This is a genomic window from Acinetobacter brisouioides, assembly GCF_004331075.1.
In the GTDB taxonomy this organism is placed as follows: domain Bacteria; phylum Pseudomonadota; class Gammaproteobacteria; order Pseudomonadales; family Moraxellaceae; genus Acinetobacter.
Genome location: NZ_SJNX01000001.1, coordinates 434,254 through 458,382 on the forward strand (window position 1 = coordinate 434,254; position 24,129 = coordinate 458,382).

Genomic DNA, 24,129 nt, shown 5'->3' on the forward strand with positions numbered 1-24,129 from the left:
GGTGTTCATGCATGAGTCAACAGGGAATTTTAGAATATGTCAGTGACAACCTGAAACGCTTACGCGAACAACACCAACTTAGCCAGCAACAATTGGCAGATCAGTCTGGGGTCAGTCGGCGTACAATTGCAGGCTTGGAATCAGGCGAAATGAATATCAGCCTGACCAAGCTGGCTGCGATTGCCAGTGTTTTACAGGTTTCTTTTGCCGAGTTAGTCAGCTCACCTACTGCAAAAAACCCACATATTCATCGTGTTAAAACCTGGCAAAGTGTAAATGGCAATAGCTTTGCCGAACTACACTGTTCTGCCCCTGCCCAGCAACAGGTTGAATTATGGACATGGTTACTTGCCAGTGGTGATGTTTATCAGGCAGAAGCTGATCCCGAAGGCTGGAGCGAACTGCTGTATATTGTGCAAGGTTCATTGACCCTGACGCTAGATGGTGTGCAACATCAGCTCAGTGCGGGTTCATCTTTTGTCTATGCCAGCTCAGTTCCCTACAGCTATGCCAATCTAGGAACTGAACCGTTACTATTTACCCGTACAGTTGCTTATTAATTAATGTAGTGCTTTTTTTGGCATAAAATCAGGTCGTTTGATCATTAGGAAACAGATCACACAACCGATTAAACCCAAAACACCACCAACCATTCCAATCAACTGTAAGCCATAATGCAAACTGACAATGCTGCCAAGCAACGCGCCGCCGCCAATTCCGACATTATATAGCCCCGAAAATAATGACATGGCAACATCTGTGGCATCAGGAGCTAATTGCAAAACTTTGGACTGCAATGCCAGACCAAAACTCATAATTGCCAACCCCCAAAATACGGTGAGTGTCATTAAACCCATCACATGAGTTGCCAATGGCAACAACAGCAACATTGAGATACTGATTCCCAGACTAGATGCAATCACAAAAGTTTTTGGTAATTTACGGCTAAATCGGCTAAACAAAACTGACGCCAAAATTCCTGAACCGCCATAAATCAACAACAGTGATGTGGTTTGTGCCGATTGAAAATGTGCAATATGCAAGGTAAAGGGTTCAATATAACTATAGCCCGTAAATTGCGCAGTAATTACCACAATCGTTGCCAAATACAATAAGAGCAATGCAGGGCGTTTGAGCAAGACAGGTAAACTACTCAATGAACCCGAGTTTTGACTTGGTAATTTTGGTAGCGTTGTCCAAAGAATAAGCATGGTCAACAGCGCCAAGCCTGCAATCAGTGCAAAGGTATTACGCCAGCCAAACAGCTCGCCAACAACACGCCCAAACGGAATTCCCAGCACCAGTGCCAGTACCGTTCCTGTAGAGAGTAATCCAAGTGCCTGCACCCCTTTTCCTGCGGGGGCAACACGCACAGCTAATGATGCGGTAATTGACCAGAAAATAGCATGTGCAAAAGCAATCCCTATACGGCTGATCAAGAGAATCATAAAATTACTGGCAATACTCGACAGCAAATGGCTCATCATAAACAATAAAAAGATCGACAATAATAATGCCTTGCGTTCCATATTGCGGGTCATCAGCATCATCGGTAATGAAGTCAGTGCCACCACCCATGCATAAATCGTCAGCATAATGCCGACTTCTATAGCCCGCATATGAAAACTTTGTGCAATATCACTGAGCAATGCAACAGGTACAAATTCCGTGGTATTAAAAATAAAAGCGGCTAAAGCGAGTGCAATCACACTAATCCAGCTTCCTTGCTGCGCTGGTTGAGTAGATATAGACATAACCATCTTAGAATTTGGGAGAGAAAGAAAAACAACTCCACAATTATACTGTTCAATAAAAAATGCTATGCGTCATTTCAATAAAAATTTGATGATTTTAGTTGGATTTTTGCAAAATACGAACAAGACACAGATGCTCTGCACCTTCGCATTTTTCTCCAATACATGACCTGCCTTAACTTTTCATCTCTATAAATAACAAGAAATTAAGAAATCACACTATTGGAACACTCAACAAGCAATCATGTTGTTTTAAACTCTTTAAGTGCTGCATCATCCACATGTCATGCTCTGGAATATCGTAAGTTTCATGCTTCTAATCGCTTAAATGCTATTTCTAAGCAAAATGATCAAAATGTTAGGTAAATAATATCGCTATTCAGGTCAAGGCAAATGATTTCTATCGATCTTTTCTCATATTGTTCGTTGTTCAAAATTTGAGGATCATAACGCCAGACCTGACGAATTTGATGTTATTACTTAAATCGATTTTACTTATAAGTATTTACCTTTTATTTATCTCTTGATTTTATGCTTTACTTTATTTCATTTTGACTTTATCTCTGTCTTATTAATAAGCATCCAAGCTGACAGCCAGGAATAACCATGACCGACACCATTCCCTCTATTGATCTGATTGATGCACTTGCTGCCGAATATGCAGACAAATCACCAAGTGAAATTCTTGAGCTTGCTTTAAACCAAAAGGGCGAAGTTGCCATTTCCTTCTCAGGTGCAGAAGACGTCGTGCTGATTGATATGGCCTATCGTCTGCGCAAACCATTTCGCGTGTTTAGCCTAGATACTGGGCGCTTACATCCAGAAACTTATCAATTTTTAGAAGCTGTTCGCGAATTTTATAAAATCGATATTGAAATCTGCTTCCCAGAATCTGAAGCAGTACAAAAACTGGTGACTGAAAAAGGTATGTTTAGCTTTTTTGCAGATGGGCATCAGGAATGTTGTGGTGTACGTAAAGTGCAACCACTTCGTAAAAAACTGGCAACGCTCGATGGCTGGATCACAGGTCAGCGCAAAGACCAAAGCCCAGGTACACGTCATGAAATTCCAGTGATTCAGGCCGATGTTGGATTTTCAGGTCCAGGTAAGCAACTCATCAAATACAACCCGCTTGCGAACTGGTCGAGTGCCGATGTCTGGAATTATATTCGCATGATGGAAATTCCGTATAACTCACTGCATGAGCGTGGTTTTATATCTATCGGCTGTGAACCTTGTACACGCGCTGTTTTACCGAACCAGCACGAACGTGAAGGTCGCTGGTGGTGGGAAGAAGCTACACATAAAGAATGTGGTTTGCATGCTGGCAACCTGAAAAAATGATTTGTTATAGACTTTTACAGATCGCCACTGCTTTGCAGTGGTTTTTTATTTATACTGATAGTTTGGATGTATGACTGATTTTTCAGTATATACTTATAACAAAAGTAAGCAAAAATAGAATGACAATCAGTAATATACTGGATAAATAGGCATAGGCAGTGAGGCACATCGTAATGCGACCATTACATCCAATCGACTTTATTTTTTTATCTTTAGAAAAAAGACAGCAGCCTATGCATGTAGGGGGGTTGTTTCTATTTCAAATTCCAAAGAATTCGCCTTCGACCTTTATTCAGGATTTGGTTGCCGATATTCGTAACTCAAAATGTAAACCCGTTGCACCTTTCAACAACACCCTAAATGGTCTATTTTGGGATAAAGATGACGAATTTGATCTTGACCATCACTTTCGACATATTGCTCTGCCTCACCCTGGGCGTATTCGTGAGTTATTGATTTATATTTCACAGGAACATGGCACTTTAATTGACCGCGCCAAACCGCTATGGACATGTACCATTATTGAAGGAATTGAAGGTAACCGTTTTGCGATGTACTTCAAAATTCATCATGCCATGGTCGATGGTGTTGCCAGTATGCGTCTGATGGAAAAATCCTTTGCCAAAGATCCGAATATTCATAGTATCGTACCGCCATGGTGCATTGAAAAGCGCCGCTCACAACAAGAAAACAAGAATCCCGTTCGCCGCTTGGGCAGCAAGCTAAGCCACTTAAAACAACAAATGAATATTGTGCCTGGCGTGTATCATGAACTGACTCAAGCTCTACATGACCGCCGCCACGACCCTGACTATGTTTCAAGTTTCCAAGCACCTGTCTGTATTTTAAATCAGCGTATTAGTGCATCCCGACGTTTCGCAGCACAATCTTTTAATCTGCAACGCTTCCGTCATATTGCCAAAGCCCTACAGATTACCTTAAATGATGTGATTCTTTCAGTCTGCTCAGGCGCATTACGTGAATACTTGATGAGCTTGAACAGCCTGCCTGCCAAACCACTCATTGCAATGGTGCCCACCTCAATCCGTTCAGATAATGACTCAGATACCAGTAACCGTATCACCATGATTCTTGCCAATCTGGCAACACATATCAGCGACCCGATTGAACGTGCGAAAATTATTTCACGTAGTGTCAGTAACGCCAAAACCCGCTTTAAGCGCATGACCCAAGATCAAATTTTGGGCTATAGCGCATTTGTATATGCTGCTGCTGGCTTGAATATTATTTCTGGGATGATGCCTAAGCATCAGGCATTTAACTTGGTGATTTCCAACGTCCCTGGCCCACGTGAACCTTTATACTGGAATGGCGCAAAACTAGAAGCTTTATATCCTGCATCAGTCGTCTTTGATGGTCAGGCATTGAATATTACGCTGACGAGTTATTTAGATAAACTTGAAGTGGGAATTGTGGCGTGTCGCAATACTTTACCGAAAGTACAAAGTTTACTCACGCTGCTTGAACAAGAAATTCAAAATTATGAACGCCACCTTGGCATGGAATCACGCTCTGAAGAGCAGAAAGCACATTTAAAACACGTTGGTTAAATCCAACTTTTCAATTTTTTTTACACAAATAAAAGGGCGTATAATTCGCCCTTTTATTTTAACTTTTTACTGTACGACATTGCTCAAGCAATTTAATACAAATATCTTGCACCATTGACGTGGTGATCTGGACTTCTTTACCGTGTTCATCGACCATATAACAATCGTTTTTAACAGGACGATGCTCTTTGTTCGTTTGAGTATGATTTGTCAAATTGTTATCTTCTCGCATATGCATATTTCAACTCCCCATCTGGCTAAGACTAAAGGCCTTTGGCTACTCACTTAAGTTTATAGTATTGAGAAATGCTCAATGAAAGTAAACAGCGAGTTGTAACAAGGCTTATGCGAAATTCTGTTACAAAATCAACTGAGAATGATATCGTATTGCTCTTGTGTATAGAGGTTTTCAACCTGAAATTTGATTACTCGGTTAATAAAGTGTTCTAAATCTGCCACTGCTGGCGCTTCGGCAGTTAACAATCTGTCAATCACTAATGGATTGGCAACCACCATAAATCCTGCCTGAGATTGATAAGCACGTGCATAGCGTAAAATTTCACGGAAAATTTCATAGCATACTGTTTCTGCTGTTTTTACAAAACCACGCCCCTGACAGGTTGGACATGACTCACACAGCAAGTGTTCAAGTGATTCACGGGTACGCTTACGCGTCATTTCTACAAGACCAAGCTCGGAAACCTGTGTAATTTTAGTTTTAGCATGATCACGCTCAAGCATACGCTCAAACTGCTTCATGACTTCATCACGATGCGTTGCTTCTTGCATATCAATAAAGTCAATAATAATAATGCCACCCAAATTACGTAACCGTAACTGGCGAGCAATCACCTGTGTCGCTTCCATATTGGTTTTAAATACAGTGTCTTCAAGGCTACGTCCACCTACATAAGACCCCGTATTTACATCAATGGTGGTCATGGCTTCAGTCTGATCAATCATCAGGTAGCCACCAGACTTCAATGCCACACGGGTTTGCAAGGCTTTTTGAATATCTTCTTCGACATTGTAAAGATCAAATAGCGGACGCTCACCTGGATAATGAATCAGGCGGCTTTGCATTTCTGGCATAAACTCATCAATAAAATCTTTGAGTTTTGCGTGAATTTCTCGTGAATCAATACAAATCTTGCTAGTCGATTCAGATGCCAAATCACGTACGATACGCTGATGTAATGGTAATTCTTCAAAAATCAGGGAAGGCACCGCAATAGTTTTTTGTTTGCGCTGGATATATTCCCAGAGTTTTGCCAGATAATTCATATCCTGTGCAATTGAGGCCTCATCAATTCCTTCAGCAGCCGTTCTCACAATCACACTACCCGGTAACTGATGCTCTTTCTGGATTTTTTCAATCAGTGTACGCAAGCGATCACGCTCTTGTTCTGATTCGATACGCTGAGAAACTCCAATATGGTTACCAAACGGCATTAAGACCAAATAACGCGAGGGAATTGAAAGATCGGTACTTAGGCGTGCGCCTTTGGTTCCCAGCATATCTTTCATGACCTGAACGGTCAGGATTTGCCCAGGCTGAAGGAGGTCAAAAACATTTGGCGTTGGCTGGTTACGTGACCAAACCATATCGTTAATATGTAAAAATGCAGTTCTCGATAAACCAATATCGACAAAAGCAGCCTGCATACCAGGAAGTACACGCACGACTTTGCCTTTATAGATATTGCCAACCAAACCACGTTTTACCGTACGTTCGACAAAAAGCTCATTTACTGTTCCATTTTCAATTAATGCAACGCGGCATTCCATCGGCGTGACATTAATCAGCAATTCATCTGACATAATAAACTCAAAACATTATAAGAATTCTTGTAAAGCGATCAGTTTGATTCATTAATCACTTTTAATAGCTCGATTGTTTCATGCAGTGGCAATCCAACCACATTGGTATAACTGCCTACAATACGGGGAATATACTGCGCTGCCTGCCCTTGTATGGCGTAAGCACCTGCTTTTCCCACAGGCTCACCTGTTGCCCAATAATTTTCCATATCATTCGGCGTAAGTGGTTGAAACTCGACTTGAGTCTGCACCACTTGATATAAAATCTGTTGAGCATTTGCAACACAAACACCAGTCAATACATCATGACAACGTCCTGACAGTTTTTGCCAAATGCTAAACGCATGTGCTTTTGATTCAGGTTTCCCGATAATTTCATGATCGACAGACAAACTGGTATCAGCAGCAATCACTGTTGCATCTGAAAACCTGCGTAATACTGCTTGAGCCTTGGCTTGTGCGAGCCGCGCAACATACTCAGAGGCTAACTCACCCTCAAATATGCTTTCGTCAATTTCAGGGCTAAATACCTCAAATTGTAAGCCAAGCTGTAAAAGCAACTCACGGCGACGTGGTGAGCTTGAAGCCAAAATCAAGCGCGCCATCTTTTCAAGCAATAATATAACATAGGCCAAGCAAAAACACTGCTGATTAATGGTGGCCAACGGCGCATGACAGGATAGTTAATACCCGCCATCACCTGTGTCACCCAAACAAAAATGACATAAGTCAGAATCGCAAGAATCGCAATAATCCATAAATTCAGAAAGGTTAGAACTCGACGTTCCCGAATAAAGTAACGTGCTGAAAAAGTGATAACCACATAAATCAGCGCATTTTGCCCAAGCGGTGCGTCAAGCAACAGGTCAGTAAAAATTCCTAGACCAAAAGCAAACCACACGCCGCACCATGCTGGCTGACACAGTACCCAAAACAACATGACTAGCAGTATGATGCATGGTCGCCATGCTGAGGCATCATAGGCCAATGGATATACCACCAGTACAGATGCCAACAACGTCGAAATCACAATCCAGATAAATGGATCTCTAGGTTTCTGAGGGCGATAATTAGCGACTAGCATAAGGTTGCTCCTTTGCTAGTGAGTCAGAAAACAGCACGACAACATAATGTCCGCCCGCAAGTTGTCCTGCTGGTGTGACATCAATCTGGGCAAATTCACCCGAATTATGTCGCTGAATTTTCGATACTGTACCGACCAGATACCCTGCAGGAAAATGCTCGCCCAAACCTGAACTATAGACACGATCCCCAACAACGAGATCTGCACTGGTTGGAACATATTGCATTTGCAAAATTCCAGAATCACCTGTACCTGACACAATTGCACGCATACCTGTGCGCTCAATCCGAATGGATAGCGAGCTTTCTTTATCAGACAATAAGAGCACACGAGCACTATGCGAGTAGACGTTAATAATCTGCCCCATAATCCCGTGATCATCTAACACTGTTTGCCCCTGATAAAGACGGTCAGCTTTACCTCGGTTAATCACAATAATATGTCGTAATGGATCGACATCAGTCCCAATGACTTCAGCAATTGCCATACGACCATCAATAATTAAAGGCGTGTCGAGCAGACCACGTAAACGGGCATTTTCGGCTGAAAGTTCAGAAAGTTTTTGCAGGCGTACTTGCGCTTGTAACAACTCAGCATGCATTGCAGTATTTTCACGACGCAGTTGTTCTTCAGACTTGGTTTGTTGATTCAGCCACTCTCGCGACATGACTGGATAGCTTGCAAGGGCATAAATGGGATTATATGCCGCGTACAAGACATCCCTTGCAGGTTTCACTACATGAGGCATGCGCCAATCAAAGAAAAGCACGAGCAAACACGTAACGACTGCAATAATGAATGAGCGAAAAGATGGCGGTTGTCTTGAAAAAATATTCGGTTGCACCGCCCTGTCCTATTTTATCCTACAAAAAGCATGTCATGGTTTGGGTTATCAAAGAACTCAAGGACTTTTCCACCACCGCGTGTCACGCAAGTTAAAGGATCTTCAGCCACAACCACTGGCAAACCAGTTTCTTGTGCCAATAATTTATCCAAGTTACGTAGTAATGCACCACCACCTGTCAAGACGATACCACGTTCGGCAATGTCTGAAGAAAGCTCAGGAGGTGTTTGCTCAAGTGCAGATTTTACCGCACTCACAATGCTTTGTAGAGGATCTGCAATCGCTTGCATCACTTCTTCAGAAGTCACTGTAATTGAGCGAGGTACGCCTTCTGCCAGATTACGGCCACGCACTTCAATTTCAAGTTTCTTGGTGTGTTCATCTTCAACAGCCATACCCACTTCTTTCTTAATGAGTTCGGCAGTCGTTTCACCAATCACGCAGCCATGTGCTTTACGAACATAGTTAATAATCTGTTCATCAAAGACATCGCCACCAATACGTAAAGAATCTGCGTATACACAACCTTGTAAAGAAATGATGGCAATTTCTGTCGTACCACCACCAACATCGACCACCATAGAGCCACATGCCTGTTCAACAGGTAAACCAGCACCAATTGCAGCAGCCATAGGTTCTTCAATCAGACGAACATCACGGGCACCAGCATTGTAGACTGCTTCACGAATGGCACGGCGTTCAACCAGCGTTGATTTGCATGGCACACAGACCACAACACGCGGCGCGGGTGGGAATAAGCGTTTTTCGTGCACTTTGCCAATAAATTGGTTTAACATGGTTTCGGTGACTTCAAAGTCTGCGATCACACCATCCTTCATTGGTCGAATTGCAGAAATATTGGCAGGGGTACGACCTAGCATTTGTTTCGCATCTAGACCAACGGCTGCAACAATTTTTTGTGAACCACTGTGGCGAATTGCCACCACCGTCGGCTCATTCAAGATAATGCCCCGTCCTGGTGCATAAATGAGTGTGTTAGCTGTACCTAAATCAATCGCAAGATCTGGCGAAAACAAGCCAATTAGTCGTTTTAAAATCACGGGTCGTACTCAGTTTTTACAAATGTGGACGCAAGGTCGCAACTTTAACTAAATGTGATGATTTGAACAAGTCAATCGCTTATCATATAGCACGATATTTTGAAATTTTTTGATACTGACAAGGTGATGTTATGTCTACATCGGATGCTCAGCATTCAGATCTAAATGCTCAAACCGTATCGCAAATTGCCAATCTTGCACGTTTATCGTTCAATGATACGCAATCTGCAGAGTACGCACAAAGTCTAAATAAAATTTTAGGCATGATGGAAACCTTAAAAGGCATTGATACTACTAGTATTGAGCCATTAAAAAGCCCATTTGACCACCCACAGCCTTTACGCCCTGATGTGGTAACTGAAACAAACCACCGTGAAGAATATCAAGCTGTTGCACCTGCAACTCAGGATGGCTTGTATCTCGTACCACGTGTGATCGAATAATCTTTTGTTTCATTTTGTAAATACTAGCACTTTTGTCGTACTTTCCGACGGAATAACCAAATCGTGCTACTTTTTAGACCAGATTTTAAATTATGACTAATTTACATCGTCTCTCTATTCGCGAATTGTCAGAAGGTTTGCAACAAGGCAAATTTTCCTCTCGTGAACTGACACAACATTATTTAAAGCGTATTGAAAAAATTGACGCTCAGGTAAAAAGTTATGTCACCGTAACGCCTGAGCTTGCACTTAGCCAAGCCAATGCTGCCGATGCCGCGATCAAAGCAGGCAATGCAACTGCACTCGCAGGGATTCCTCTCGCCCATAAAGACATTTTTTGTACCCAAGGTGTGCGCACCTCTGCGGGCTCAAAAATGCTCGACAACTTTATTTCACCTTACGATGCCACTGTCGTGACCAAAGCCAAAGCAGCAGGTCTGGTCACTTTGGGTAAAGTGAACATGGACGAGTTTGCGATGGGTTCAACCTCTGAAAGCTCATACTACGGCGCAACCAAAAACCCTTGGAACTTGGATTACGTGCCTGGTGGTTCTTCTGGTGGTTCTGCAGCGGTAGTTGCAGCAGACCTTGCACCGTTTGCAACAGGAACAGATACAGGCGGCTCAATTCGTCAACCTGCATCATTTTGTGGTTTGACGGGTTTAAAACCGACTTATGGCCGCATCTCTCGTTTCGGGATCATTGCGTTCGCGTCATCTTTAGATCAAGCAGGCCCAATGGCACGTTCGGCTGAAGACTGTGCTTACCTGATGAATGTCATTGCAGGTCACGATGCAAAAGACTCAACTTCTGTAGATAAAGAGGTTGATGACTATGTTGCCAACCTGAATGCAACTTCGGTGAAAGGTTTACGCATTGGTATTCCTAAACAGTACTTCAATGTTGCAGGTTTAGCCGCTGACGTTAAAGCACGTGTTGAAGAGTCTTTGAAGAAACTTGAAGACATGGGCGCAATCTTAGTCGAAGTTGACCTAAATATGGTTGAAGCTTATGTGCCAACCTATTACCTAATCGCACCTGCTGAAGCTTCTTCAAACTTGTCACGTTATGACGGCGTGCGTTATGGCTACCGCTGTGAAAACCCTGTGGACTTGATGGACTTGTACAAACGTTCTCGTTCAGAAGGCTTCGGTGAAGAAGTGAAGCGTCGTATCTTGATTGGGACTTATGCGCTTTCTGCAGGCTATTACGATGCTTACTATGTCAAAGCACAAAAAGTTCGTCGTCTGATTCAGCAAGACTTCCTGAAAGCCTTTGAACAGGTCGATGTGATTGCTGCACCTTCTGCACCAACCACCGCCTATAAGATCGGTGCTAACCTCAGCCCAACAGAAATGTATTTGGGTGACGTGTACACCCTTGCTGTGAACTTGGCAGGTCTGCCAGCGATTAACGCACCTGTAGGTTTAGATGATCACAACTTGCCTGTCGGCTTGCAGTTGATTGGTAACTACTGGTCTGAATCACAATTGTTGTCGATTGTGCATCAATACCAACAAAACACCGACTTCCACACCCAACGTGCGGCAATTGCTGAGGAGAATGCATAATGGCACAAGCTCAAAAAAAGCCTAAATCAAACCTGATTGATGGTTGGGAAGTGGTGATCGGGATTGAGATTCATACCCAACTTGCAACCAAATCTAAAATCTTCTCAGGCTCATCGACTGAATTCGGTCAAGACCCAAACACCCAAGCCAGCCTTGTAGACTTGGCGATGCCTGGTGTTTTGCCTGTGCTCAATGCTGAAGTGGTTGATCTTGCAATTCGCTTTGGTTTGGGGATTGATGCGTACATCGACCAAGCTTCTGTGTTTGCCCGTAAAAACTATTTTTACCCTGACTCTCCCAAAGGTTACCAAATTAGCCAGATGGACAACCCGATTGTGGGCTTGGGTCATATCGACATTCAACTTGAAGATGGCACAGTGAAACGCATTGGCGTAACTCGTGCGCACCTTGAGGAAGATGCAGGTAAATCGGTACATGACCAGTTTGAAGGCATGTCAGGCATTGACTTAAACCGTGCAGGAACACCTTTACTTGAAATCGTGTCTGAACCTGACATGCGTTCGGTGGAAGAAGCGGTTGCATACATTAAAGCGATTCACACACTTGTACGTTGGCTCGGTATTTCTGACGGTAACATGGCAGAAGGTTCATTCCGCTGTGACTGTAACGTATCTTTGCGTCGTCCAGGTCAACCGTTTGGTACACGTTGTGAATTGAAAAACCTCAACTCATTCCGTTTCATTGAACAAGCGATCAATGTTGAAATTGAACGCCAAATGGAAATTTTGGAATGGGATGGCACGATCGATCAAGAAACCCGTTTGTTCGACCCTGTGAAAATGGAAACGCGTTCAATGCGTTCTAAAGAAGAAGCGAACGATTACCGCTACTTCCCTGACCCTGACTTGTTGCCTGTGATTATTGCAGATGAGCAAATCGAAGCAGCTCGCGCAGCATTGCCTGAGTTACCTGCGGCACGTCGTGAACGTTTTGTCGCTGACTTTGGCGTGACTGAGTACGATGCGCATGTCCTTACGCTTTCTCGTGAAATGTCTGACTTTTTTGAGGCAGTGGTTGCAGCAGCAGGTGGTGAGGCTCAAGGTAAAGTGTCTGCAAACTGGGTCATGGGTGAATTCTCAGGTGCTTTAAACAAAGCAGGCTTGGACTTGGCGGCTTCTCCTGTATCTGCTGGGCAACTTGGTGGCATGATTGCACGTATTGTGGACAACACCATTAACGGCAAAATCGCTAAGCAAGTGTTTGGCTTTATGTGGGAAGAAGGCAAAACTGCCGATACCATTATTGCTGAAAAAGGCTTGAAGCAGGAAACTGACACAGGCGCGATTGAAGCGATTATTAAAGATGTACTTGCAGCCAATGAAAAAATGGTTGAAGAGTACAAGTCTGGTAAAGAGAAAGCCTTTAACGGTCTTGTTGGTCAAGTGATGAAAGCTGCAAAAGGCAAAGCCAACCCAGCTCAAGTGAATGAATTAATGAAAAAATTGATTGGTTAAGCTGATCTTTTCTAAATAAGAAAAACCCGCTTTAGAGCGGGTTTTTTAGTATTTCAATAATAGCTAATATATTACGATTGAGTTCTCTTATATGACTAAAAAACTTTTCAACCAAATTATCTCCAGCAATTTTTGATTCAATGATCTTATGATCAGCTTCCGTTCTATTTTTTTGCAATAGACGTATACTCTCAGTAAACTCGTTTGTAACACCAATTTTCACTTCAAATAATTGCATTAACTGCATAGAACTTAGAGGTCTGCCTGATTCTTGATGCTGAAAATCTTGATCTAAACAAGCTTGATTATTTTTAAGATATGCCTTTAATGTTTTCTGATTAATATTATCTGGCCCCACTAACTTAAATAATTCACTACAACTATCAAAATAAGCTTTGAATGTATTTTCTACAGGAGGTCGACAATAAATATTATCTGTTTTATTTAAGATATTACCTTCGAAAAATGAATTTAATAATTCTATATTTTTAGTTAAATCTAATAAATCATCCTCGTATTCAACCCAAGCACCTTCATAATTTCTATTAAAAAATCTCTCATAAGCTTCATCATTAATATGAAAATCTAATTCATTACTATTTAATTCATGAGAATGCCAATGTCTTTGTTCAAAATCACTCATGTTCGCTAAATCTTTATATATAGCAACAACCACAGATTTATTATTAGCCAACATTTTTCTACCATGACGAACATGAATATATCTCTCATCAGGAGTTTCATCAGATGCAATATAAATATGTCCACCTGATCTAGAATCATCAACTTCATAATATTCTGGATAATCAAAATATCTTGATAAAACAGACTCATCAAAACACACTTGCCCTAACTGATGTGCTCCAATATGTAATCTTTTCTTATACTCAGGAATATTTTTTCTTACTAAGTCAGTCGAATAAAAGAAATCCTCTAAGATAGCACTTGATGGGAAATATATATGTACAGTAATAGGCGTAAAATCAAAACTAGACTTATCTCCATCTATAGATATTTCACAAAGCTCTACATTTGGATTCATTGAACCACGCCCACTAGCTACTAAACTTTCAATTTCCTTCATAACAATAAGATTATCAACTCCAATTTTTTGAGCAATCTCTGAACTAGAAGTACCGCCAAAAGACTTATTCCAATTATCTATTGAAATTTTCTCAATATTTTTCTTCACTTTTTTAAAATCCAAGAGTATGTCCTCATTATTTTAACTTTAAATTAAATTTAATATTTAGAAATACATCTCAAAATTTTTAATCATTAATTCTAATATTTAAGATGAATTCAAATTCCAAAGTCCTTTTTTATGCATGATTTCTGAATCCCTCTCTTTGCGAAGCTTCACTTCTCACCTTTAAAAAGGGAGACTTTGTCATATGATTAATTTGATCCGTGACATTCCCTCTCCTTTTTTAAAAGAGAGGGCTAGGGAGAGGATTAAAACTACTTCCCTCTTATCACACCCAACTGATTCCAAATATCAGGTGTCAAAAACGTCACCACCAACTTATTCATATCCACGTAACGCAACAAACCATTGAGCTGCTGCTTCACCTCAGGATTTTTAATAATTTCCTCACCCGTAATCTGTCCCAACTGCTGGAAGCTCTCTCCGACCGCTTGCACGCCTTCCGCCTGTATCACCGCTTTGGTCTGAGTCGAACATTGATCGACCAAAATTCGTTGCAACACCTGCGCCACGTTTTTATCCAGTGCAGTTTTTTGCTCGTCTGTCACATGACTAAACTGTTTTAAATCGGGATGGTTCGATAACGACACAAACGTCCACTGCAACACTGCAGTTTTATCAGTTGCAGTGGTCGATTTCATCAAGCAATCACTGAGCCGATCAACGGTTGGACTGGCCATCGTGACTTGAGTTGTGCCAAAAACTGCGGCTGCCATCAAAAGTACTCGACTCAAAGATACATGTTTACGTTGTGTGGACATTCTTAAACTCCATTCGGTGATTGGCTTCTTTTTAGCATACGACATGATGCTTAGGTGTTATGACTCTGTATCGATCTGGCAGGTGCAGCCAGCAATTCCAGTACGTGCTGTACCCGAACATTTGCATCTACCCGATACACCGCATAAATCGGGGCAATACACGGCGACTCGGCTTTGAGCGTCTTATATACAATTTGTTTATTCCAAAAACCCTGAATTGAAGCAGGCACAATCGACACGCCAATGCCTGCGGCAATCAGATTTAGGCTCGAGGTTAAACGTGGCGCTTCTTGGACAATATTGGGGCTAAAACCTGTCTGATAACAATGCGCTAAAATATTATCGAATAAATCCTGTCCTGCCAGTCGCCGATATAAGATGAACTCATACGGCTCTAAATCGAGCAAGCGATTTGCCGCTTTAGAAATATACTTTCTTCAACCACGGCAACAAAGGCATTAAGTTTATGAATCTCAATCATTGCTATACTTTTTAGGCATGGTTTAAGGTAAAAATAGCATTTGTCAATATAGCATAGCCCCTGCATGCTATACACATCTTGGGACAGGTTAAGGTGATCTGGTGAGCGAACAAGTACTCAACATACCAACATGCAAAGCATTGTTTTTAGGTTTCTTAAAATTGGGATTGATGGGTTTTGGCGGTGTTCTGCCACTTGCGCATCGTATGATTGTGGAAGAAAACCGTTGGTTAAGTACAGCTCAATTTACCGACCTGCTTGGGGTCTGCCAGATTTTACCAGGTGGAAATATTATTAATATGTCCGTGGCGATTGGCATGGAGTTTCATGGCGTCAAAGGTGCGCTCTGTGCCATTTTAGGCTTAATCTGTGCGCCGACCATTATCGTATTGCTGATTTATCAGATTTATAGCCAGTTTCAAAATTTACCTGCAGTACAGCATGCGATTCAAGGTTTGGCTGCAGCGGCAGCAGGCCTGTTATTTTCCACAGGTTTAAAAATGCTTAAACCGATTGCCAAAAGTTATTTGACAGCCAGTAGTATTGTGCTGACCTTTATGCTCATGGTCGTGGTGAAAATACCATTGTTATTTACCCTGATGATTTTGCTGGGTCTAAATATGTGGGTTTTAAGTTTGGGAGCAAAACGCGCATGATTTGGGTGTTATGGTCACTGGCATTGGTATTTGCAGAGTTATCCTTACTGGCATTTGGCGGCGGCAATGCGATTTTGCCTGAAATGCAGTATCAGGTGGTTTATGTCCACCATTGGCTGACTGCTGAAGAATTTAATGCCCTGTTCGCAATGGCACAAGCAGCACCTGGCCCAAACATGATGATTGTTCCTCTGATTGGCTGGCATGTTGCAGGGACAGCAGGTTTACTGGTGACTTCAATTGCCAAGTTTGCGCCATCTTCGGTGATTACGGTTTATGCACTCAAGTTCTGGCGACAAGTCAAAGATCATCCTTTACGTTCACGCTTTGAAAAAGCCCTAAAACCTGTGACCGTTGGACTGGTCTTGGTCAGTGCATGGCTGATTGGTTCGGCATCAGCACAAAATCTTTTATTGGCTGTCATTATTTTGGCAACAGCAGTACTGGGTTTATTTAAAACAGTGCATCCACTTTGGATTATGTTGCTGGGTGCAGTGTTGGGCGTGTGTTTCTTATAAATTTATGTCACACTGATGAACATGATCAAATTGCTGTTCTGTACATTTTTATATTCAGGTGGCTTATGCAAGATCCGATATCAGAATCTCAAAATAACGAAAATGAATCTTCTTTTTGGAAAAATAATTGGATAGATGTATGCGAAGTATGCATCGAATTTTTACATAATTTATTGATGGGTGCTGTACGCGTTATTGCTCATGGATTAGCAAAAATTTTTGATTAAGCCTTTTTTTGATTACTGCACAAAAAAAGCCAGTCAATATTTTGATTGACTGGCTTTTTTTCACGATAACTTTTTAATTATTTATGCAAAATCGACTCAAACGCTTTTAGACGCTTATAAATCGAAAGCAGTTCAATAATGGTTTTCCATGAGCTAATCAAATACTGAAATGACTCACGAACTTTATCGAACACGTTACCAATCTGGTTGAGTAAACCCAAAGTCATTTTGCCTGCGGCGATGGATGGGAACAGCACCACAAGGCTATACAAGACATCGAGCTGCATGTACCACGTACTCACCAAGTTAAAGTAAGTATAGTGAAAATACAGACGGAAATAGTTTTTACGGACATGACCGAACAACTCTCTAAGTGTCGCAGGCTCTGCACGTTCAATACAGTCTTCACCATACACCAGTTCTTTACGGTAAGCGGCTTCAACCCTTTGATTATTAAATTCTAAACCAGGTAATTTAATACCGACAAACATTAACAGGAATGTACCAAAAGCCGCCCATACCACTGCTGCGTACACTAAAGAATGTTTAATTTCACCAATGATTGGCAATGCAGGAACATGTGCCGAAAGCTGAAATAAAATCGGTAAAAAGGCGATTAGGATCATAATCGCTTTGACAAAGCGGACACCTAAATCTTCCATCGTGGTTGCAAAACGCATGGTATCTTCTTGTACCCGCTGTGATGCGCCTTCTATATTGCGTAATTTTAACCAATGCTCGCTGTAATATTCATTCATGGCAGTACGCCAACGGAAAATATAATGACTCACCAAAAATGAGTTCAAAACTGCAAATGTTACCGCAACCATGGCAATGTATAAGAACGTTAATGTCCCCATATACAGCTCTTTGATGTCGCCACCGCCACTTCCCAGCATTTTCTGGATCATGTCCCAAAATGGACCATACCATGCATTGACCGCGACACTGACTTGCACACCAAACCAAATATTAAACAAAATAAGGGCGGATCCCCAGACTGACCAACGTTGCCATTTGTTGTCTGAGAAAAAATGCCAAAAACCTGCAAAAATGGCGGTTGCAACCAAGAACCAGATATAGAACCATAAAAATGCAGGCGACCAAAAGCGACTCACGCCGACCGCCGACGGTGCTTCTGCATAACCTTGTGCCCAACCCAGTAAAGTGCCCCACGCCTTTCCACCTGCATACCACAAGATCAGGTTAAACGACAGCCATGCGACAACTGAAAGAAAAAATGCACGTGGTGCAGGAAAAAACGATTTAAACATGCTGTGGGGATATTCCATCTAATTTTGAAATTCTGCCTGAGCCGATTATAACTGTTTAAGCTGAGGACCTGTTGCAAAAACAGTGTAAGTAACGCTTAGGCATGATGTTTTTATTTTTTGTAAACCTCAATCAAAAAAGTACAAATATGTTCATCTTTATTCATGAGCAATTTAAAACACATTCGGTTTTTTTCATCAGGATTTACATACAGTCTCTTTGTTTTTTCCCTGAGCAATACAAATCTATTTCAATAAAGTACAAGAGCCATAAAATGGCTTAATCAAAGAAGTCTGTTTTATTTTTAGATTCTGAATACTATCGGATTCACTCCATTGTCTACATGGGCAATCAAATGCAGATGTGATATCAGATTGGCGTAGCCTATCAAAAATAAGCCTAAAAAAGGAAATTCATTTTTGTAATTCTGCCTATTGCTTGTCACTTTATCGCGTCACATCTTTGCATCGTTACAAATTCCGTGTCATTTTTAGGACATTGTTTTGCAAGTTTATTGCTGTATTTAATCGAAAAATCCATTATTTTTTACAATTTACTGATGATGATTCTGACAAATTCAGTTTAAAATCCGCCAACAACCTGATTCTGCTAGAATGAACTAAAATACAATCTGCATTGATTGTGATTATGGTGGTGATTCTTTTTTATGTACGCGATTATTATTGTAACGATTTTTGTGATTAGCTTGCTCTATACCTATTTTCGGGGGAAAGAGCGCTTAAAGCTGTCACGCCAACTATTTGATCATTCAACCTTTTTAGGTCCAGTCAATATATTTATGACGGGCTTTTCCCGTTTGCCTGCTCAACCGTTTTACCCAGTTGAAGACTTCCCTGAGCTGAAACCACTACAGGATAACTGGCAGATCATTCGTGACGAAGCCATTGCATTACAAAGCCAAATTAAAGCGGCCTCAAGTAACAATGACGCAGGTTTTAATACTTTCTTTAAGCGTGGCTGGAAGCGTTTTTACCTAAAATGGTATCAGGACAGCCACCCTTCAGCTCAACAACTTTGCCCAAAAACTGTCGCAATCTTAGAGAAAATTCCATCCGTCAAAGCCGCCATGTTTGCCGAATTACCTTCAGGCAGCTACTTGGGTAAGCACCGTGACCCCTATGCAGGTTCAGTACGTTATCACTTGGGGTTAAGCACACCCAATAGTGATGAGTGTTTTATTGAAGTTGATCAGGAGCGCTATAGCTGGCGCGATGGTGAAGCGACTGTATTTGATGAAACCTATGTCCACTGGGCACAAAACAAGGCAGAGCAAACCCGTATTATTTTGTTTTGCGATATTGAACGTCCAATGAAATGGCAATGGGCACAAAACTTCAATCACTGGTTTGGTCGCAATGTCATGTCGGCATCCGCGTCACCCAACGATGCACAAGACCAGACGGGCTTTATTAACCGTATTTTTAAATATTTTTATGCGATTCATGCCAAAGGCCGCGAGCTAAAAGCTAAAAACCGTCGTATGTATTATTTAATCAAATGGATTTTGTTTTTAGTGATTATTGGTGTCATTTTATTACCAAGTTTATTGTAAGTATTTAAAATACAAAAATTTTAACCGCATTGAAAGATGCGGTTTTTTATATCCTTTTTTAGAAAAATAACACATCAATCGTGTTTCATAGATCACTTTAAATATATTATGATGAATTAATATACAATTTTAATAACAATGGAAAATGATTATGCAAAAAATATTTTTAAATTTGACCTTACTCTTATCTGTAACGCTCACTGGCTGTGCTACGTCACGAGGACTAATTCAACTGCCAGCAACGACACCCCTTCCAGTCACAACGCCACAACAAAGCAATCAACATACAGCCGTGATTGCACTGGTTGAAGATGACCGTATTTTTCAGGAAGCGCCGAAAACCCCAGATATTCCGTCATTAAAAGGTGGTCTGGCACAAGCAACCCAAGATGAAAAAGCCCGTGCAGTCGCACGCAAGCGCAATGGTTACGGGCATGCTTTAGGCGATATTTTATTGCAAGATGGGAGTGTGACTCAGGTTATACAACAGCGCGTAGAACGTGCCTTAACCCAATCAGGTTATCAGGTCGTCCCAAATACCGATGCCAATAAAGCCACTGCAAACTTGGTTCTTACTGTAAAAATTAATAAGTTTTGGTCTTGGTTTCAACCTGGTTTTACCTCGATTAAAATTCACTCTGAAATTGACAGTGATGTGATCAACAATAAAACTTCTCCTCAACCCATTCATATTTATAGCAAAGTGACCAATTCTGGCCAAATTGCCAATGGCAGCAAATGGATTGCCAACATCAATCAGGTTCTAGATGATTATGAAGCCCAATTGATTCGTGAGCTAAAAAAACAACAACCTTAACTTAAAATAGAATGACAATGTGTTACGACAAAAAACAGGCTGCATTGCAGCCTGTTTTTCCAATCTGATCTTTTTCAAGATCGCTTTTAAATCCGAATTTCAGCACCAAGCAACTTCACAAATTGCGCCAACCAAGCAGGATGTGCAGGCCATGCAGGTGCAGTCACCAAGTGCCCATCGGTTACGGCGTCTGTCACTGCAATATCGGCATAGGTTCCACCTGCGAGTTTAACTTCTACAGCGCAGGCTGGATACGCAGAACAGGTTTTTCCTTGCAATACATTCGCAGCAGCCAATAACTGTGCTCCATGACAGACCGCTGCAATCGGTTTTTGCGCAGCATCAAATGCTTGTACAATTTCTACCACACGTGCGTTCATGCGTAAGTATTCAGGCGCACGTCCACCCGGAATGACTAAACCAACATAGTTTTCAGGATTGACTGCATCGAAGTTGTAGTTAATGGCAAAATTATGCCCACGTTTTTCACTATAAGTCTGCTCACCTTCAAAATCATGAATCGCGGTCGCGATATGATCTCCTGATTTTTTATCTGGGCAAACGGCATGCACCACATAGCCCAATCCTGTCAAAAACTGAAAAGGCACCATAGTTTCATAATCTTCTGCATAATCGCCAACGAGCATGAGTAGCTGCTTGCTCATATTATTCTCCGTGTTGTTTTTGGATGATTTTTTAGACAATAGCATACTGCACTGAAAAATGGATTTTTGCCTGTATATCTTTATGTAATGTTGATCCTGTCCATTTTTTATACTGGTTCTTTTCCCGAGTTATTTACCGTATGCTATAAAAAATAGGAAAAATCACATATAAATGCTGAGGGATAAGCAATGGCATCTGTAGATCATTCACTGCGTTATCAGGCTTATGGTTATATTGCTGCAGGGATTAGCAGTTTAATGCTCGTACATGCCATTGGGCGTTTTGCCTTTACCCCGCTATTACCCTATTTCATCCAAGATCATCTCATCAGTATTAACCAAGGTGCAGACCTCGCAACCAGTAATTATTTAGGTTATTTGATTGGGGCATTAATGGCGGTCTATTTAAACCGACCTGATCGACTGAAACGTTATGTCTGCTTTGGTTTAGTGATCAATGCCGCACTAACCATACTGCAATGTTTGAGCGCTGCTTATATACCACTGTTATTGCTACGCCTTGCCAATGGCATGAGTAATGGCTTGGTGTTTGTGCTTGCGCCTGCCCTGATTTTGGAATGGCTCAGTGAACATCAACTGACGCGTTTAAGTGGTCTCGTGTACTTTGGTGTAGGTTTGGGATTAATCGTCAGCGGTATTTTGGTGGACTGGACAGCTCCGTTTTTTACGGGGCAATGGCGCTGGCTGCCGATTGCCATCGCTTGTATTCCGCTGCTGGTATTTAGCCTATATCAAATCTCAAAAATCCAGATTCATCCGAAAGTTAAAACAGCATATGCAAGCCAAAAACTGTTTGATACCAACAGTACACCACTGTTTATTTCTTATATTGGCGCAGGTCTGGGTTATATTTTACCGATGACCTTTTTGCCTGCTTTAGCACATCAGGTTGGTGGTGAGCATACAGTTTTAGTGAAAAATGTTTGGTTAATTACCTCGCTGTCCTGTTCACTGTTTATTCCCATCTGGAACAGTTTGGGTACGCGTTGGGGAGATCGTCAGGCTTTGCTTGGTTCATACTGGATACAAGCGCTCGGCGTGTTACTGATTTTGCTTATGCCGAATATTTGGGGTGTTTTAGGCTGTGCGGTCTTTGTCGGTGCTGGATTTCTTGGCTCAGTCATGTGTACCCAGCGTTTGGCGCGTTTTTTCCAGCCACATCAAGGGCCGAAACTTTCCGCAGCCATGATTACCATTTATGCAGGTGCGCAGTTATTTGGCCCATGGTTAGCAAAACTCTGGATTGAACATGGTGGTTCATTGCAACAAAGTTTTGCAGTGGGTTTATTGGCTTTTATTTGGGGACTGTTCTGGACATGGCGTACCCCGAAAAAAATGACTGTTTAATTTTTTAGAACGAAGCTCTGTTATTTTTAAATTAACGATTTTATATGATACGCGGAAATGTCATCCGTAATTGTCCGAGGTAAGATGTCTTTTTAAAAAATAATGTTTCTGCGACTTATTTATTAGATGTAAGCATTCCCCGAGTTTTGCGGAAGAAAACACTACTCCCAAAAAGGTTTTCCTTGCGAAGCTTCGCTTCTCATTTGGCGAAACAAAAGAACAGGAAAAATCCCGAAACGTAACTTCACAAAGGGTTTGTGATAGTACACGAACTAAAGTTAAGGGGTTTATAAAAACCCCTTAACTGATTTGTATCAACCTAATATGGTCATTTTGGTTTTTACACCGATTAACGTGTCAAAACTTTGGCAATTGATTCAGCCACATAATACACGTTTTTCTGGTTCAAACCTGCAACACAGATACGACCACTGCGAAGCAAATAAATGGCGAATTCTTCACGTAAAATGTCAGCTTGCTCGCCTGTTAAGCCTGTGTAACTGAACATACCACGTTGTTTCACCAAGTAGCTAAAGTCACGACCTGGTACACGTTGAGTTAACTCATCACGCAAGATGGTACGCATTTTGGTAATGCGGTCACACATCTCTTGCAACTCTTCTTGCCAGTCCAGACGTAGTGCATCATCACGCAATACGGTATCGACTAAAACAGCACCTGTCGTTGGCGGACTTGAATAAATTTTACGGACAGTGGCTTTGAACTGCCCCAAGACATGTTCAGCTGACTCAGTCGATTCACAAATTGCAGTCAACCCACCAATACGCTCGCCATACAACGAGAAGATTTTTGAGAATGAGTTGCTGAGCAAGAATTTTGCACCTGCACGGTCTAGCGCACGAATTGCATAGGCATCTTTATCGAGATCTTCTGCAAAGCCTTGATATGCAATATCCAGAAATGGAATGAGGTTGCGTTCAAGTAATACGGCGATCACTTGATCCCATTGCTCAGGAGTCAAATCTGCACCTGTCGGGTTATGACAGCAAGGGTGTAACAACACAACATCTTGCTCTGGAATTTGTTTTAAGCACGCCAACATCTCGTCAAATGCAACGCCATTGGTGTTGGCATCAAAGTATGGATACTCCGCTACTTCAAAGCCTGAACCTTGGAAAATCGCAATGTGGTTTTCCCATGTTGGACGGCTGACCCACACTTTAGAGTTTGGGAAATATTTATGCAGGAAGTCTGCACCGACTTTCAGCGCACCTGAACCACCCAAAGTCTGAATGGTCACTGCACGTTGTTCTGCACGCGCTTGGCTGTCTGCACCCAATAACAATTCTTGGGTAATATCGCAGTAAGATTTTAAGCCTGACATTGGCAAATACAGCTTGGCTTTATCCACGTCTTGATTGGTGCGCAGTGCAGCTTGTTTCACAGCATTTAACTGCGGCACAATCCCTTCTTCGGTGTAATACAAACCAATACTTAAATTGACTTTATTGTTGCGTTCGTCTTTTTGGAATTTTTCCATTAAAGTTAAAATCGGGTCGCCTGCATAAGGCTCAACATGCTGAAACATAGACTATCTATCCTGATGGTTGCCTTAGCATTATAAACACAGATCGCACCATTTTGACGCTGATTTT

General features: G+C 41.7%; 24 protein-coding genes and 1 pseudogene. 12 read left to right on the forward strand and 13 right to left on the reverse strand.

Annotation, left to right across the window (positions count from 1 at the left end; translation table 11 throughout):
- Positions 1–11: 11 nt before the first annotated feature.
- The gene (locus E0H77_RS02040; RefSeq protein ID WP_131374608.1) at positions 12–560 is read left to right on the forward strand and encodes a helix-turn-helix domain-containing protein; all 549 of its coding nucleotides are present in this window, start codon (positions 12–14) and stop codon (positions 558–560) included.
- Here E0H77_RS02040 and E0H77_RS02045 read toward each other — a convergent pair whose 3' ends face one another.
- Entirely contained in the window at positions 561–1,754 is a 1,194-nt protein-coding gene (locus E0H77_RS02045; protein WP_131374610.1) for a sugar transporter, read from the reverse strand. It lies immediately after the preceding gene.
- A 606-nt stretch (positions 1,755–2,360) separates the two neighbouring features.
- Here E0H77_RS02045 and E0H77_RS02050 point away from each other — a divergent pair.
- Positions 2,361–3,098, forward strand: a complete 738-nt coding sequence (locus tag E0H77_RS02050; RefSeq protein ID WP_131374612.1) for a phosphoadenylyl-sulfate reductase — start codon at positions 2,361–2,363, stop codon at positions 3,096–3,098.
- A 173-nt stretch (positions 3,099–3,271) separates the two neighbouring features.
- The gene (locus tag E0H77_RS02055; protein ID WP_131374615.1) at positions 3,272–4,669 is read left to right on the forward strand and encodes a WS/DGAT/MGAT family O-acyltransferase; all 1,398 of its coding nucleotides are present in this window, start codon (positions 3,272–3,274) and stop codon (positions 4,667–4,669) included.
- A 58-nt stretch (positions 4,670–4,727) separates the two neighbouring features.
- Here the strand turns inward: E0H77_RS02055 and E0H77_RS02060 are convergent, their stop codons facing one another.
- From E0H77_RS02060 to E0H77_RS02085, 6 genes are all read right to left on the reverse strand, one after another.
- Positions 4,728–4,907, reverse strand: a complete 180-nt coding sequence (locus tag E0H77_RS02060; protein WP_004899765.1) for a PA1571 family protein — start codon at positions 4,905–4,907, stop codon at positions 4,728–4,730.
- A gap of 128 nt (positions 4,908–5,035) precedes the next feature.
- Positions 5,036–6,490: a ribonuclease G gene (gene rng, locus E0H77_RS02065; RefSeq protein ID WP_131314551.1), complete on the reverse strand. Its 1,455-nt coding sequence runs from the start codon at positions 6,488–6,490 to the stop codon at positions 5,036–5,038.
- A gap of 38 nt (positions 6,491–6,528) precedes the next feature.
- Positions 6,529–7,095 (reverse strand): Maf family nucleotide pyrophosphatase, encoded by a 567-nt coding sequence (locus tag E0H77_RS02070; RefSeq protein ID WP_131374617.1) that lies wholly within the window; start codon positions 7,093–7,095, stop codon positions 6,529–6,531.
- Positions 7,083–7,574 carry a rod shape-determining protein MreD gene (mreD, locus tag E0H77_RS02075; protein WP_131374619.1) on the reverse strand — a complete coding sequence of 164 codons (492 nt, stop codon included), beginning with the start codon at positions 7,572–7,574 and terminating at the stop codon, positions 7,083–7,085. The genes E0H77_RS02070 and mreD overlap by 13 nt, the downstream gene beginning before the upstream one ends.
- Positions 7,561–8,418, reverse strand: coding sequence for a rod shape-determining protein MreC (gene mreC, locus E0H77_RS02080; protein ID WP_131314554.1), 858 nt, complete (start codon positions 8,416–8,418; stop codon positions 7,561–7,563). The genes mreD and mreC overlap by 14 nt, the downstream gene beginning before the upstream one ends.
- 14 nt (positions 8,419–8,432) lie before the next feature.
- On the reverse strand, positions 8,433–9,479 hold the full coding sequence (locus E0H77_RS02085; protein ID WP_004750884.1) for a rod shape-determining protein: 1,047 nt from the start codon (positions 9,477–9,479) through the stop codon (positions 8,433–8,435).
- Between the two features lie 131 nt (positions 9,480–9,610).
- Between E0H77_RS02085 and gatC the strand changes: the two genes are divergently transcribed.
- The 3 genes from gatC (at position 9,611) to gatB (ending at position 12,968) form a co-directional block, all read left to right on the forward strand.
- Entirely contained in the window at positions 9,611–9,922 is a 312-nt protein-coding gene (gene gatC, locus E0H77_RS02090; RefSeq protein WP_131374621.1) for an Asp-tRNA(Asn)/Glu-tRNA(Gln) amidotransferase subunit GatC, read from the forward strand.
- A gap of 92 nt (positions 9,923–10,014) precedes the next feature.
- The gene (gatA, locus tag E0H77_RS02095; RefSeq protein WP_131374623.1) at positions 10,015–11,493 is read left to right on the forward strand and encodes an Asp-tRNA(Asn)/Glu-tRNA(Gln) amidotransferase subunit GatA; all 1,479 of its coding nucleotides are present in this window, start codon (positions 10,015–10,017) and stop codon (positions 11,491–11,493) included.
- Complete coding sequence (gene gatB / locus E0H77_RS02100) at positions 11,493–12,968, forward strand: Asp-tRNA(Asn)/Glu-tRNA(Gln) amidotransferase subunit GatB (protein ID WP_131374625.1); 1,476 nt, start codon at positions 11,493–11,495, stop codon at positions 12,966–12,968. The genes gatA and gatB overlap by 1 nt, the downstream gene beginning before the upstream one ends.
- 31 nt (positions 12,969–12,999) lie before the next feature.
- Here gatB and E0H77_RS02105 read toward each other — a convergent pair whose 3' ends face one another.
- The 3 genes and pseudogenes from E0H77_RS02105 to E0H77_RS02115 form a co-directional block, all read right to left on the reverse strand.
- Positions 13,000–14,175, reverse strand: coding sequence for a hypothetical protein (locus E0H77_RS02105; protein ID WP_131374627.1), 1,176 nt, complete (start codon positions 14,173–14,175; stop codon positions 13,000–13,002).
- Between the two features lie 254 nt (positions 14,176–14,429).
- The gene (locus E0H77_RS02110) at positions 14,430–14,936 is read right to left on the reverse strand and encodes a hypothetical protein (protein WP_131374629.1); all 507 of its coding nucleotides are present in this window, start codon (positions 14,934–14,936) and stop codon (positions 14,430–14,432) included.
- Positions 14,937–14,986: 50 nt separating this feature from the next.
- Positions 14,987–15,352: pseudogene (locus tag E0H77_RS02115) on the reverse strand (LysR substrate-binding domain-containing protein); the annotation flags it as partial.
- Between the two features lie 166 nt (positions 15,353–15,518).
- Here E0H77_RS02115 and E0H77_RS02120 point away from each other — a divergent pair.
- From E0H77_RS02120 to E0H77_RS13720, 3 genes are all read left to right on the forward strand, one after another.
- Positions 15,519–16,073 (forward strand): chromate transporter, encoded by a 555-nt coding sequence (locus E0H77_RS02120; protein ID WP_004899739.1) that lies wholly within the window; start codon positions 15,519–15,521, stop codon positions 16,071–16,073.
- Positions 16,070–16,591: a chromate transporter gene (locus E0H77_RS02125; RefSeq protein WP_131374631.1), complete on the forward strand. Its 522-nt coding sequence runs from the start codon at positions 16,070–16,072 to the stop codon at positions 16,589–16,591. Before E0H77_RS02120 ends, E0H77_RS02125 begins: the two co-directional genes overlap by 4 nt.
- Positions 16,592–16,656: 65 nt before the next feature.
- The gene (locus E0H77_RS13720; RefSeq protein ID WP_165491474.1) at positions 16,657–16,818 is read left to right on the forward strand and encodes a hypothetical protein; all 162 of its coding nucleotides are present in this window, start codon (positions 16,657–16,659) and stop codon (positions 16,816–16,818) included.
- A gap of 77 nt (positions 16,819–16,895) precedes the next feature.
- Here the strand turns inward: E0H77_RS13720 and sbmA are convergent, their stop codons facing one another.
- On the reverse strand, positions 16,896–18,092 hold the full coding sequence (sbmA, locus tag E0H77_RS02130) for a peptide antibiotic transporter SbmA (protein ID WP_131374633.1): 1,197 nt from the start codon (positions 18,090–18,092) through the stop codon (positions 16,896–16,898).
- 665 nt (positions 18,093–18,757) lie between these two features.
- Between sbmA and lpxO the strand changes: the two genes are divergently transcribed.
- The gene (lpxO, locus tag E0H77_RS02135) at positions 18,758–19,663 is read left to right on the forward strand and encodes a lipid A hydroxylase LpxO (RefSeq protein WP_131374635.1); all 906 of its coding nucleotides are present in this window, start codon (positions 18,758–18,760) and stop codon (positions 19,661–19,663) included.
- Between the two features lie 151 nt (positions 19,664–19,814).
- Positions 19,815–20,480, forward strand: coding sequence for a YajG family lipoprotein (locus E0H77_RS02140; RefSeq protein ID WP_131374637.1), 666 nt, complete (start codon positions 19,815–19,817; stop codon positions 20,478–20,480).
- A gap of 86 nt (positions 20,481–20,566) precedes the next feature.
- Here E0H77_RS02140 and E0H77_RS02145 read toward each other — a convergent pair whose 3' ends face one another.
- Positions 20,567–21,145, reverse strand: coding sequence for a DJ-1/PfpI family protein (locus E0H77_RS02145; RefSeq protein ID WP_131374639.1), 579 nt, complete (start codon positions 21,143–21,145; stop codon positions 20,567–20,569).
- Between the two features lie 189 nt (positions 21,146–21,334).
- Here E0H77_RS02145 and E0H77_RS02150 point away from each other — a divergent pair, with 189 nt between their 5' ends.
- A complete protein-coding gene (locus E0H77_RS02150; RefSeq protein ID WP_131374641.1) occupies positions 21,335–22,513 on the forward strand; it encodes a YbfB/YjiJ family MFS transporter in 1,179 nt (392 codons plus the stop codon).
- A gap of 349 nt (positions 22,514–22,862) precedes the next feature.
- Here E0H77_RS02150 and E0H77_RS02155 read toward each other — a convergent pair whose 3' ends face one another.
- Complete coding sequence (locus E0H77_RS02155) at positions 22,863–24,062, reverse strand: amino acid aminotransferase (RefSeq protein WP_131374643.1); 1,200 nt, start codon at positions 24,060–24,062, stop codon at positions 22,863–22,865.
- Positions 24,063–24,129 lie beyond the last annotated feature (67 nt).

What these genes read in the sequence shown, in the direction of transcription:
- E0H77_RS02040 (WP_131374608.1), top strand. Translation starts at nt 12, where the DNA reads ATGAGTCAACAGGGAATTTTAGAATATGTCAGTGACAACCTGAAACGC.
- sbmA (WP_131374633.1), bottom strand. Translation starts at nt 18,092, where the DNA reads ATGTTTAAATCGTTTTTTCCTGCACCACGTGCATTTTTTCTTTCAGTT.
- mreD (WP_131374619.1), bottom strand. Translation starts at nt 7,574, where the DNA reads ATGCTAGTCGCTAATTATCGCCCTCAGAAACCTAGAGATCCATTTATC.
- rng (WP_131314551.1), bottom strand. Translation starts at nt 6,490, where the DNA reads ATGTCAGATGAATTGCTGATTAATGTCACGCCGATGGAATGCCGCGTT.
- E0H77_RS02045 (WP_131374610.1), bottom strand. Translation starts at nt 1,754, where the DNA reads ATGTCTATATCTACTCAACCAGCGCAGCAAGGAAGCTGGATTAGTGTG.
- E0H77_RS02110 (WP_131374629.1), bottom strand. Translation starts at nt 14,936, where the DNA reads ATGTCCACACAACGTAAACATGTATCTTTGAGTCGAGTACTTTTGATG.
- E0H77_RS02145 (WP_131374639.1), bottom strand. Translation starts at nt 21,145, where the DNA reads ATGAGCAAGCAGCTACTCATGCTCGTTGGCGATTATGCAGAAGATTAT.
- gatB (WP_131374625.1), top strand. Translation starts at nt 11,493, where the DNA reads ATGGCACAAGCTCAAAAAAAGCCTAAATCAAACCTGATTGATGGTTGG.
- gatC (WP_131374621.1), top strand. Translation starts at nt 9,611, where the DNA reads ATGTCTACATCGGATGCTCAGCATTCAGATCTAAATGCTCAAACCGTA.
- E0H77_RS02050 (WP_131374612.1), top strand. Translation starts at nt 2,361, where the DNA reads ATGACCGACACCATTCCCTCTATTGATCTGATTGATGCACTTGCTGCC.
- E0H77_RS02155 (WP_131374643.1), bottom strand. Translation starts at nt 24,062, where the DNA reads ATGTTTCAGCATGTTGAGCCTTATGCAGGCGACCCGATTTTAACTTTA.
- E0H77_RS02140 (WP_131374637.1), top strand. Translation starts at nt 19,815, where the DNA reads ATGCAAAAAATATTTTTAAATTTGACCTTACTCTTATCTGTAACGCTC.
- E0H77_RS13720 (WP_165491474.1), top strand. Translation starts at nt 16,657, where the DNA reads ATGCAAGATCCGATATCAGAATCTCAAAATAACGAAAATGAATCTTCT.
- E0H77_RS02070 (WP_131374617.1), bottom strand. Translation starts at nt 7,095, where the DNA reads ATGGCGCGCTTGATTTTGGCTTCAAGCTCACCACGTCGCCGTGAGTTG.
- E0H77_RS02060 (WP_004899765.1), bottom strand. Translation starts at nt 4,907, where the DNA reads ATGCATATGCGAGAAGATAACAATTTGACAAATCATACTCAAACGAAC.
- lpxO (WP_131374635.1), top strand. Translation starts at nt 18,758, where the DNA reads ATGTACGCGATTATTATTGTAACGATTTTTGTGATTAGCTTGCTCTAT.
- E0H77_RS02125 (WP_131374631.1), top strand. Translation starts at nt 16,070, where the DNA reads ATGATTTGGGTGTTATGGTCACTGGCATTGGTATTTGCAGAGTTATCC.
- E0H77_RS02150 (WP_131374641.1), top strand. Translation starts at nt 21,335, where the DNA reads ATGGCATCTGTAGATCATTCACTGCGTTATCAGGCTTATGGTTATATT.
- E0H77_RS02055 (WP_131374615.1), top strand. Translation starts at nt 3,272, where the DNA reads ATGCGACCATTACATCCAATCGACTTTATTTTTTTATCTTTAGAAAAA.
- gatA (WP_131374623.1), top strand. Translation starts at nt 10,015, where the DNA reads ATGACTAATTTACATCGTCTCTCTATTCGCGAATTGTCAGAAGGTTTG.